The following is an 11618-nucleotide window of genomic DNA, read 5'->3' on the forward strand; positions in this document are numbered from 1 at the left end:
CCCCGCCGAGCTGTAGTTTCCCAGGGCGCCGCTTTCCATGCCCGCCTCAGGGCCCGACCGGGACTGCGGCGGGGAGGGCGGCGTTCCGCCGCTGTTGTCGCACGTGTCTCCCTCGCAGGGACACGGTTCGGGTTCTTTCCTGCCCCCCGGTTCCGTCGGCACCACGTCGATGCTGTAGTTGCAGATGGAGGTGTTGCCGCTTGCCGGATTGTAGTCGATGTTGGTCTGGCTGACTTCCCAGCTGTAGGTGCCGGAGGGGAGCTGCGCCCCGCCGGTCCCCGTGTGGTATTTGTGCCCGCCCTGCTCGCCCGCCGTCTGCGGGTTTTCCTTCAGATCCACCTGCGCCACCACGTTGCCGCCGGAGTCCTTTACTTCCAGGATTCCCCAGTCGTCCACCCCAAGGAAGAGCGAGCAGGTGCCGTAGAGTTTTTTGCCCTCCGCTCCTTCCGGAATGGTAAAGTAACCGTGAGCACTGTGTCCATCCGCCGACGTACTAGGCGGTCCCACGGTAATTTCATCGTGTTCGTGGATTTCCTCGAACGGTAGCGGATCGGGCTCCGGAGCGGCGCGCATGCCACGCGGCATGGGTTTGGCCGTAGAGCCAAAGTACCATTTGCGGTAAGCGGGGATGGAAGAAGGGGTGCCGGCAGAAGAAGTAGTTGGAGTATTCATAAGGCATTAAAGAACTGGGATTGATGATGAAATTAGAGGAGAGCAATCCTCCATGATCATTTTCCCAGTAGCATGATCCAGAGCCAGTGTCAATAAAGTTTATTTGAGAATTTCTGTTTGCCTATGAAACATAATGAATTTTTTCCATCAAAATATAATATAATAATTTTTATAATCAGCGCCTTCCTTTTACAGACATTAATATTATCTATTTGTTAGAAAAAATCCACAATAGGATGTCATTCCTGCTTGGCGCCAGTCAAATTCCTGTAAAAAATGTCTCTCTCATGGAGAAAGAATGGTTGATGATTCAGTAGTTTGTCTTTTCGAATTTGCCGCAACTTCTGAAAACCCTTAAACAAAAAATACATCTTTTCCGAAGTTTTTCTATGAAAACGAGAGGAGAAAGATTGCCCTCCATCCGTAGAACCCTTACAATTTTTGCCATGCCTGTATCTCCGGCGCGCATTCTGGAAGATTTGTCCCCCTTCTACCGGCAGGAGGAATTTCCCGTGCTTCTGCACCAGTGTGAAACGTGGGCGGAAAGCCGCCCGTTGGAGGGATGCCGTGTGATTGACGCCTCCCCCGTATTCCGGAATACCTGCGCCAAATACGCCGCCCTGCTGGCGGCGGGAGCGGAGTTGACGGCAGCAGTCTCTCCGGTGATGCCCCACGATCCGGAAACGGTCGCGCTGCTGGGCAGGTATGGAATACCCGTGGTGGAGGCGGAACGGGCGGACGGACCCTATGACGTGGTGATGGACTGCGCCGGGGCGCTCAGCCATGTTCCCAGCCGCTGCGGGTATGTGGAACTGACCCGGTCCGGAGCGCAGCATTATACGTGCTGCACACAGCCCGTGTGGATGGTGGACGCCGGAAAAATCAAGCAGATAGAAACCTGCCTGGGAACCGGGGAAAGCTTTTTCCGCGCGCTGGAAGCGCTGGGAATTGAGAGTGGCCCGGGACGGACCCTGGTAGTCATCGGGTACGGAAAAGTGGGCCGCGGAATCGTTCTGCACGCGCTCAGGCGGGGCTTGAACGTTATCGTGGCGGATGTGGAGGAAAAACCTCTCCCTTTGTCCTCCGCCTCATTCATGCGCGCAACGGATGGAGAAGCTCTTACCAATGCAGTCAGTCATGCCTTTTGCGCCGTCACGGCCACAGGGCGGCGGCATGCCCTGTCAGGAGTGATTGACCCCGCTGTGACCCGCTCCTCCGGCGTTCTGCTGGCCAATATGGGCGTGGAGGACGAATGGGGGCCGGAGATCCCGAAGAACCGCCTGCTGAACGGAGGCCGCCCCCTTAATTTCATTCTGCCGGACCCTACGCAAATGTGCTACATAGACCCTCCCCTGGCACTCCATAACCTGGGCGCCGTGGAGCTTGCCGCAGGCCGCGCCATGCCGGGCATTTTTCCGCCGCCTCCGGAAATGGAGGAAGCTTTCCTTTCCCTGATCCGCTCCCGCGGTTCCCTGCCGCCGGACATGCTGGACTGGATTTCCTGACTTATCATCTTGTCTTTGCAGGAATGAAGGAGTATCGTACAGAGTACGGCTGGGGGCTTCGCGTTCCCTGGCCGGCCTGACGTTTCATTGACTTCGCAATCCATGAACACTTATTATTCCTACCGCAGCTACCGGCTGGGAGGGAGACTCCTCGGCACCCTGGGGTGCGGCCTGGCCTGGGCATTCTTCGGGTCCGGATGGTGGAGCTTTCTCCTCGGCGCTCTTCTCTTGTTCCTGTGGCTTCCCGTCATTCTGGGGAGACCTTATTTTCTCACAATCACTTCCTCCTCCATCTCCTGGGGCAACAGCATTTCACGCAAGGAAATTCCATGGGAACTGATTGAGCGCATAGGATGTACGCCCGATCATGAATCTGAACCCGGACTGATGATTGAACTGAAAGACGGCCGTATTCTGGATGTGGAATCCTCCTGCTTCGGTTCCCTGCCTCCCGTACGGGAAGCCATTCTGCAAGCCTCCGGTTCCTATCCTTTCCATCTTGCTCCGGATTTGTTCGCCGATCCGGGGTTGTTGAGCGAATGACGCGGCGGAGCCTCCTTAGACCCGCTGCGGCACTCCGTGCCTTCCCTTGCGCCTGAACCGCACGTTCCCGGCGCCGGAAGGTGTTTATACGCGTTTTTTCTGGTGCCATGCCGGCACGCCTATTTTTTATCCCTCCCCCGGAAATCACCGTCCGGTTTATTGACGACGGTGGAAAATGAAAAATGTTCCACGTAGAACATTCATGTGAATAACCCAGTCATCACTTTCATTTTCAATCAATAAAAAACAGGCGCCGTGACAGCACGGCGCCTGTTCTCGTATGAATGATTTTGTACCATCAAAATCAGTTGGGAGATCTCATTGGCATGAGCACGTACAGGAACTCATCACCTATCTTCAATACGCCCGGGCTCATTTCATCAATGAGGTTCAACGTAATGATCGTATCCCCGGCCATCGTCTTCAGGGGAGCCATGAAGAAATCCGGGTTGAAGGAAATGGAAAGCGGCCTTCCGGCATAAGTGATCGTCATAGATTCATGAGCTTCACCCACGCCTTCCGCGCTGGAAGCCACTTCGAGTTCGTTTTCACGGAAGTTCAGCTTGATGTTCGTGCTTTTGTCCACGGAAAGGAGGGACACGCGGCGCACCGTTTCCAGCAGTTCCCCGCAGGGCAGTTCAATGCTTTCCTTGCAGTCCGTCGGGATTACCTGGCGGTAGTTCGGGTAATTGCCGTCAATCAGCTTGCTGATCAGCAGCGTATCATTGATTTCAAAAGCGGCCTGGTTGCGGGTGAACCGTATGGTGACGGTCCCCACTTCATCCAGAAGGCGGCGGAGTTCACCAACGGCCTTGGTGGGCAGAATGGCGTCCAGTTGCTGTTCTTCCGGGAATTCCAGGGCGGTTTCCGCCAGGGCCAGGCGGCGGCCGTCCGTAGCCACCAGAGTCATCTTGCCGTTGCGGAAGGAAAGGGAAATGCCGTTCAGCACGTAGCGGGTCGTATCCGTAGAGATGGCGTATTCCGTGCGGCGGATGCAGTCGCGCAGCAAATTCTGGTCCACCTGGTACACGGTCGCCTGTTCAAAGGACGGCAGTTCGGGGAATTCGTCCGCCGGAAGGCCATTCAACTTGAACTGGGAGCGGCCGCATTCCACAGTCGCCTGGTTGCGCTGGTTGACGTCCACCTGGACTTCGGCTTCAGGAAGCTCGCTGATGATGCTCACCAGCTTTTTGGCGGGAAGAGTCACGGTGCCCTCGCGCAGCACGTTCGCGGGAACTACGCCGGTGATGCATACGTCAAGATCCGTAGCCGTAAAACGTACCTGGCCGTTTTCAGCTTCAATCTTGACGTTGGAAAGAATGGGCAGCGTCGTCTTGGAAGACACCACGCTGGCAACCTGTCTCAGACCGTCGAGAAATACTTGCTTGGAAATGGTAAACTTCATGTGTCTGTGCTTTTATCTGCCTCGCATCCTCTCACAAGTGCCTCCTGTGATTCAAGCCATTTCTCCGTCAAACCCTAATATTTGGCAGTATTTTTTTAAAAGCATACTATATATAGTAATATACAATTTCTCCGGGCATATCTTGCATGAAAAGGTTTTTCAAATTATTTAAGCATTCTTAAAAATCCATTCCGGGGAATCAGATTTCTTCAATATTCTTGTGCGGATTATAAATCCGGATATTGTCTCTTTTTCTCAGGATGCGGCAATTTTATTGGAAATGTACGTTTTCTTTCCAACAGGAATGCCGTTTCTGTTTACAGCCGCACCTGCCAATAACCTTGTGAAAGGCCAGGTTGATTAACTGTGAGTATGATGTGGATAACTTATTCAGATATTATTCACAAATTTGCAAGCCAAATTTATTAACATTTGAAATGATACTCAATGCTCTCATTTACAGTCATTTAAAATCTTATTCACACTGGGCACACAGCAGAAGAAGAAGGAATTTAATATTGTTAAACCTAATATTCTTCAATCACACAACGTGATTGTCCTTCTTCCGGTTTTCATGCTACAAAACGGCGTGAATACGAAAAATCAGGATGACTGTTGGATGAACATGGCCATAAAACTGGCCTCAAATGGAATCGGACTTACGAGTCCGAATCCCTGCGTGGGGGCAGTCATTGTGCATGAAAACCAGGTGATTGGTTCGGGATTTCATAAAAAAGCCGGCTTGCCTCATGCGGAAAGAGAGGCTATTGCCGACGGAGTGGCGAATGGCAATGCCCCCCTGTTCGCGGACTCAACTTTGTATGTTACTCTGGAACCATGCAGTACTTCCGGGAAAACACCGCCTTGTACGGATGCCATTTTGAAACATCGTTTTAAACGGGTGGTTTATGGTTCGGAAGATCCTAATCCCAAACACCGCGGCGCTGCGGCTGATATTCTTGAACAGGCCGGCATCAAGGTTACCCGCGGGGTTCTGGAGAAGGAATGCGATCATTTAATCAGGGGGTTCAGGGTGAACATGCTGGAAGGGCGTCCCTGGGTAATTGCAAAAAGCGCCATGTCTCTGGATGGCCGCATTTCCCGTAGTCCGGAACGTTCCCAATGGCTGACGAATGAAAAATCCAGATCTTTTGTACATACCTTGCGTGCCGAATGCGATGCGGTTCTTACCGGAGGGAATACCGTGCGTCTGGACAATCCGTCCCTGACCATTAGGAAACCGGATCGTCCTGTTTCTCCCCTCAAGGAACAACCCTGGCGTATTATTCTAACCCATGATGCTTCTTCCATACCTGCGGATTCCATTTGTTTAACAGATGAATTTCGTGACCGCACTTTGGTTGTGGAGAATGTTTTCAATTATTTGGAATTATTAAAAAAATTATATAATAATAAAAAAATAGGAACTATACTGCTGGAAGCGGGAGGCTGTCTGGTCCGGGAATTTCTGAAAGCCGGTTTAGTCGACGAGTGGGTGGGGTTTTATGCTCCCATCATTATCGGCGGCGGTACGGACGGCGTAGCGCCCGGTCCGTTTCTGGAGCATGAAGCCCATCTTGAACAACCTGTTGTAAATATTTTTGGAGATGATGTATGTATCCGAGGAGATATCTGTTACCGGTAATGGATGAGGTCTTTGTTTATTGGTTATCCGAAGAATTTTAAACTTGGGAAGGTAATTTTCATTCGCCCGGTGGATTTGTCATTCAGCCCTTCCGGCCTCCCTTGCCTCTTGGAGTAAGCTCAATGCTGCTTTTTCTTATCGGCAGTATTTGAATGGAATCCGTGAAGAAATCGTGTGACGCTTCTTAATGATTTGCGATGGATAAATCAGGAAGGCCGGTATTCAATAATACTGAAGGGATATTCCATTTCTTTTTACGACAAGCAGAAAGTGGTGGTTGTTCGGAGGAAGGGAAGAGCTGCTGTCGCGCAAAAAGACATTCAGAAAACAGTATTGAATCTTTTTATCGACTCCAGGCAATGGCGACAGGGAAATATAATGGGATCATATACGGCTCAAGGATGTCCCTGCCATATTTATTTTTCAATACCCGCCTCCTATGGTCCTCCTTAAATTGAAATTTCTGAATAAAAAACGCGGGGTATTATGTTTGTTGCCTGCTGCGTTTTTGCAGATGCACAAGCAACAGGGCGATATCTGCCGGGGTAATTCCGGGAATTCGAGAGGCCTGCCCGATAGTTGCAGGACGTATGTTGCCCAGCTTGATGACAGCCTCTTTTTTTAAGGCATGGACATGTTCGTAATCAATATCGGAGGGAATAGTTTTATTTTCCATCCGTATGATTTTTTTCGCCTGTTTTTTCTGCCTTTCAATATGCCCTTCGTACTGGATATCCGTAGCAATGGCATCCAAATGTTCCACGTGGAACATTTTTTTCAGTTCTTCAGGCAATAGAGTCCAGTCATTGCCGGGCCTTTTAAGCCATGTGGAGAGAGAAACTCCTTCATGTTTAAGCGCGGCAGCTTTTATTATTCCTTCTTCAACGGCGTTTTTCCTGTCTTCAGCCTTCCGGGCCATTTCACAGGTAATAAGGCCCGCTTCAAAAGCCAGAGGGGCCAACCGCAGGTCTGCATTATCCTGACGCAGCAACAGGCGGAATTCTGCCCGGCTGGTAAACATGCGGTAAGGTTCATCGGTTCCTTTGGTAACGAGGTCGTCTATCATGACGCCGATGTAAGCCTGATCCCGGCGCAGCACCAGAGAAGGTTTGCCCAGGGTTTTCAGAGCGGCGTTCGCTCCCGCCATTAGTCCTTGCGCTGCGGCTTCTTCATAGCCGGAAGTGCCGTTGATTTGACCTGCAAAGTACAGGTTTTCTACCAGTTTTGTTTCCAGCGTAGGATGCAATTGCGTGGGAGGACAGAAGTCGTATTCCACCGCATATCCCGGACGGATCAGCTGCGCGTTTTCCAGGCCGGGAATGGTATGGATGAAGTCGCACTGAGCGGAGTAGGGCAGTGAAGTAGAAACTCCGTTAAGGTAGAATTCCTCCGTACTGCGGCCTTCCGGTTCCAGGAATACCTGATGGCTGTTTTTTTCCGCAAAACGCACGATTTTATCTTCTATGGAAGGACAATACCGGGGGCCTACGCCTTCAATGATACCGCTGTAAAGGGGGCTGAATTTTAAATTCTTCCGGATAATGTCGTGCGTAGTCTGGTTGGTGTAGGTGATCCAGCACGGCATTTGCTTCATCCGGAAATTTTCATCTCCCCACGTGTTCAAAGTGCAAAAGGGTTCGGAATCACGTTTCAGTATATCACGGGAACGGTAGCTGAACAGGGCTTCCGGAGAGTCTCCAGGCTGTATTTCGCAGACGGAAAAGTCGATGGATCTCCCATTGACGCGGGGAGAAGTTCCTGTTTTAAGCCTTTCCACCTGAAAACCCAGCATGGCAAGATCGGCGGAAAGGCTGGAAGAAGCGCAACCCATTCGGCCTCCTGTTATGTGTTGAAGGCCCACATGAAGCAATCCCTTCATGAATGTCCCGGAGCAGATAATCACGCTGCGGGCATGGATGGCGCATCCCAGAGAAGTAACGGCTCCCGTTGCCTGCTGTTCTCCATTGACGAGCAGTTTGACCACATCTCCCTGAAACAGGCGTATGCCGGGGGCGGTTTCCAGAACCATTTTCATTCTTGTGCGGTAGGCTGTTTTATCGCACTGGGCGCGGGGAGCGCGCACGCTGGGCCCCTTGGAAGCGTTCAGCATCCGGAATTGAATGGCGGTAGCATCCGTGTTCAACCCCATCGCTCCCCCCATGGCATCTATTTCCCGGACGATATGCCCTTTGGCAAGTCCCCCAATAGCCGGATTGCAGGACATTTGTCCGATAGTATCCAGGTTATGAGTTAGGACGGCGACGGAGCACCCCAGACGGGATGCTGCCAGTGCCGCCTCAATGCCTGCGTGCCCGGCGCCGACGACGAGAACGTCAAACAGGGGGAAAACGGAAGAAGGGGAGGAGTTCATCAGGATGCGGAGCAGATAGCAAGACGATGCAGAATCAGGCAGGGATCAAGAGAGGAGGACACCAGGGCTTTATCCGCCTTCATGCATTCTTTCAAAGTTTGCTTTAGCCGTTCCGTCTTGAATTTGGAAGCATTTTGCGCCGCCAGAAAAAGCGGATACGCATTGGGTGTACCGTCTTTTTTCAAGGGAATTAACGCGGCCGCATAGGAGGGCAGGGAAGAAATGCGGGCCGTAAATTCCTTGAAATTGGTGGGCTTCAGGTTGAATGCGTCACATAAAAGTCTGGCAGCCAGCAAATTTCTTAACGTAGGGATGAATGCGGCACGCATGATTGTGATGGCGTTTTCACCGCGTTCCAGTTGAAAATCAATTAGAGAGATGGCCGCATCGCTTTTCTTGTTTTCCAAAGCCCGGGAAATTTCAAAAATAACGCCTGTACGCGTCAGCGGAACCATGCGCTCCACATCCTCCGGCATTACGGTGCGTCTGTCCGCTCCCAGATAAAGATCCAGTTTTTCAATTTCGGAAATGATTTGGCGGGAGGATTCGCTGACGCGGTGAATAAACAGTTCCAGGGCGGCGGAGTCGAAATTCATGCCGCGCGCCGCCGTTTCCTTATTAATGAGGGGCATTAAACTGCCTTCCCAGCCTGCTTTCGTGATGTCCGGCTTGTTCAATTCTTCCGATGCGGCGTATTGAAGCAGGAATTTGTTAAAGGAACGGCGTTTGTCAAATTCGGAGGCGGAAATAAGCAGCAGGACGTCCGGCCCCAGGCCGCTTTCCAGCAATTGCCTGAAAGAATCCAGAGCCGCTTCCGTGGTGGAGGAACGCCCCGTGACGGAGTCTCCCAGAAAATTGCAGTTCTTCATCCAGACTACTTTGCGCCCCGGAAAAAACGGGAGGGTCCGCAGAGCTTCCATAACCTGGCGTACCAGCTGGGCCGCTTCATCGGAATCACCGCAGGCCGCTTCCAGAATTTCATGGGAAAATTCGTTTGTGCCTTCCGTCAGAGCGGCAAAGATGCCGGAAGCCTTTTCACGCACCATTCCTTCATCCGTACCGAAGACGAGATGAATGGCCTGTTGTTGTAAAGTGCTGGAACCCATAAAACCGTAGCCGCATGATATCATAAAGCACGCCTTGTTGAAAGGCGTATTTGTCATTTGAAAGTTTTTTCATTTGAAGAGAAAGTACTTAAATAGTATCAATGGAACCGGAATGTCAAAAAGCGGCTGAAGCTTGACAGGCTCCGTTTTCAGGCATCTCCTTGTGATCAAGCCGCAAACCGTTTGATCGTTATTACGGCAGGGCATTTCCATGAGATCGACCATATGGACACGGGCTTTACTTGTCATCATGATGACGGTTATGATGACCGTGGTCTCCGTTGCCTATTGGAGATGGAACAGTCGTGTTACGGAGAAGAATGTTTCCTTCCGGTCGGAAGTGTTTACCCTGGCCCAACAGCCCGAATTGAAGGAGGAGGATATTCCTGTTTTGCACCAGCTCAATGAGGAATATTCACGCGTTGCCCGGCTGGTGGAACGGGTATTGGTCAGCATAGACACTACAGGCGTGACAAGCGTTCCTCAGCCTTCCGAGGATGGTGATTTCATGATTGAAAAGAGGCTGACGGTTCATGGTTTGGGTTCCGGCGTCATTGTTACTGAAGAAGGGCATATTATTACCGCCTACCATGTCATTCAGAACAAGCATGCGCTGCGCGTTACGCTGAGCAATGGGAAAAGCGTTTCCGTACGCCTGGTAGGGGTGGATCCGGAACTGGATATTGCCGTGCTGCAGGTAGAAAACCCGATGACGTTTACCCCTCTTCCGTTCGGCAACAGTGATGAAATTGCGCCCGGCATGATTGTTCTGGCATGCGGCAATCCCTATGGGCTGGGCACGACTGTTTCCCGCGGCATTATCAGTGCCCGTGAACGCAAGCTGGTGGATTCCGGCATTAACTTGATCCAGACGGATGCCAGTATCTTCCCGGGGAATTCGGGAGGCCCTCTCATCAACATCCGCGGGGAAATCATCGGCATCAATAAATCGGTGCTTCCCAATGCGGAGAAAAATTACGCCGGCATTGGGTTTGCCATTCCCTCCAATCTGGTGATGCACAGCTTTGAGCAGATTTGCAAACATGGCCGCCCCATGAAAGGGTATCTGGGATTGGACATTGTGCGCAATACTCCCCCGCTTCGCAGCTTCCTGGATTATCATGAGGCGGGAGGCGCAGTAATCAACATCGTGAAGCATGGTTCCCCGGCGGAGCAGGCAGGCCTTCAAACAGGTGACGTAATACTGAGTTTTAACGAAGTCCCCATCCAGACGGATGAGGAAGTGAAGGAACGCATTGAAAATCTTTCCATCGGCGACAAGTTCTGGCTGAAAGTCTGGCGCAAAGGGCAGAAAATGAACGTCACCCTGAAGGTGGGAGATAGTATTTTAAAAAATGTTCCTTCTCCTTGGGAAGACTTCATGGAAGGAGTGGGAATGCATTTGCGTGAACTGACTGCGGAAGAACAATCCATAGGTGCTCGGGGGTTGCTGGTCATTCAAGTGAATCCGAAGAAATCCGTAGGGCAGATATTGCAGGCCGGCGACATGGTCTTTGCCGTAAACCACCAGAGTGTCAGCACCAAGGAAGCCTTGGTCAAAGCTCTTAGGGAAGGGCCGGCATTGCTGACCGTTTCCCGCGACGGGCAGCAATTCAATGTGAAAGTGGATGCGCGCCCCGTTTCTGAAAAAACATTGCTTCCCCGCATTCCGGAGGCGACAAAAGGCAACGCCATCATACCGCACGAGCTTTGATCCGGCCTGAGCGGTTCCTGCCGGAACCCCCGTTAGGAAAAACGTTTTCCGGCATCGCCGTCCGCAGGCTTGACTGGCAGTCAAAAGTGCTTACAATGCATCACCTTTAAGAAATTAAATTATGACTCGTCATACTATCTCCGTACTTGTTGAAAACAAATTTGGCGTGCTTGCCCGCATTGCCGGTTTGTTTAGTGGACGGGGCTACAATATTCATTCGTTGAACGTTGCCCCTAGCCAGGACCCGCGCTTTTCACGGATGACCATCGTCGTACGCGAAAAGGAAGATGTTCTGGACCAGATTATCAAGCATCTGGAAAAACTGGTCAACACGGTGGAAGTAGTAGATTTCCGCAATACGGACAATGTGTACCGGGAAACGGTATTGACCCGCATTGGCGTAGATTCCGCCACGCGGCATGAAGTCATTGAGTTCTGCCAGATACTGGGCGCCCACATTGTGGATGTCACGCGGGACGCCCTGACCATTGAAGTGACGGGAGGCGAGTACAAGATAGACCGTTTCCTGTCCCTCATTGAGGATTATGATGTGCAGATGCTGACCCGGAGCGGCCGTATCGCCCTTCCCAAACCCTGTCAGTAAAAGAACCTCCCGGTTTTCTTCTTCAACCCTGCAGGACGTTCTTGCAGGGTTTT

8 protein-coding genes and 1 pseudogene are annotated in these 11618 nt (G+C 51.6%); 5 read left to right on the forward strand and 4 right to left on the reverse strand.

From position 1 onward, the window contains the following. Positions 1–672: pseudogene (locus WW58_RS06675) on the reverse strand (sugar-binding protein); the annotation flags it as partial. Positions 673–1118: 446 nt separating this feature from the next. Between WW58_RS06675 and WW58_RS06680 the strand changes: the two are divergent. Continuing rightward, complete coding sequence (locus WW58_RS06680) at positions 1119–2177, forward strand: hypothetical protein (RefSeq protein WP_146023964.1); 1059 nt, start codon at positions 1119–1121, stop codon at positions 2175–2177. Between the two features lie 102 nt (positions 2178–2279). Continuing rightward, the gene (locus WW58_RS06685; protein WP_022396128.1) at positions 2280–2720 is read left to right on the forward strand and encodes a hypothetical protein; all 441 of its coding nucleotides are present in this window, start codon (positions 2280–2282) and stop codon (positions 2718–2720) included. 304 nt (positions 2721–3024) lie between these two features. Here the strand turns inward: WW58_RS06685 and dnaN are convergent, their stop codons facing one another. Further along, positions 3025–4125 (reverse strand): DNA polymerase III subunit beta, encoded by a 1101-nt coding sequence (dnaN, locus tag WW58_RS06690; protein ID WP_046436403.1) that lies wholly within the window; start codon positions 4123–4125, stop codon positions 3025–3027. Between the two features lie 574 nt (positions 4126–4699). Here dnaN and ribD point away from each other — a divergent pair. After that, positions 4700–5770 (forward strand): bifunctional diaminohydroxyphosphoribosylaminopyrimidine deaminase/5-amino-6-(5-phosphoribosylamino)uracil reductase RibD, encoded by a 1071-nt coding sequence (gene ribD, locus WW58_RS06695; protein WP_046436633.1) that lies wholly within the window; start codon positions 4700–4702, stop codon positions 5768–5770. 484 nt (positions 5771–6254) lie between these two features. Here the strand turns inward: ribD and mnmG are convergent, their stop codons facing one another. Further along, positions 6255–8141, reverse strand: a complete 1887-nt coding sequence (mnmG, locus tag WW58_RS06700; RefSeq protein ID WP_046436405.1) for a tRNA uridine-5-carboxymethylaminomethyl(34) synthesis enzyme MnmG — start codon at positions 8139–8141, stop codon at positions 6255–6257. After that, complete coding sequence (holA, locus tag WW58_RS06705) at positions 8141–9247, reverse strand: DNA polymerase III subunit delta (protein WP_215439454.1); 1107 nt, start codon at positions 9245–9247, stop codon at positions 8141–8143. Before holA ends, mnmG begins: the two co-directional genes overlap by 1 nt. A gap of 211 nt (positions 9248–9458) precedes the next feature. Between holA and WW58_RS06715 the strand changes: the two genes are divergently transcribed. Next, the gene (locus WW58_RS06715; protein WP_094140588.1) at positions 9459–10961 is read left to right on the forward strand and encodes a trypsin-like peptidase domain-containing protein; all 1503 of its coding nucleotides are present in this window, start codon (positions 9459–9461) and stop codon (positions 10959–10961) included. 121 nt (positions 10962–11082) lie between these two features. Continuing rightward, positions 11083–11565: an acetolactate synthase small subunit gene (gene ilvN, locus WW58_RS06720; RefSeq protein WP_012419857.1), complete on the forward strand. Its 483-nt coding sequence runs from the start codon at positions 11083–11085 to the stop codon at positions 11563–11565. Positions 11566–11618: the final 53 nt, after the last annotated feature.

The sequence above is a fragment of the Akkermansia sp. UNK.MGS-1 genome, assembly GCF_000980515.1.
GTDB lineage: Bacteria > Verrucomicrobiota > Verrucomicrobiia > Verrucomicrobiales > Akkermansiaceae > Akkermansia > Akkermansia muciniphila.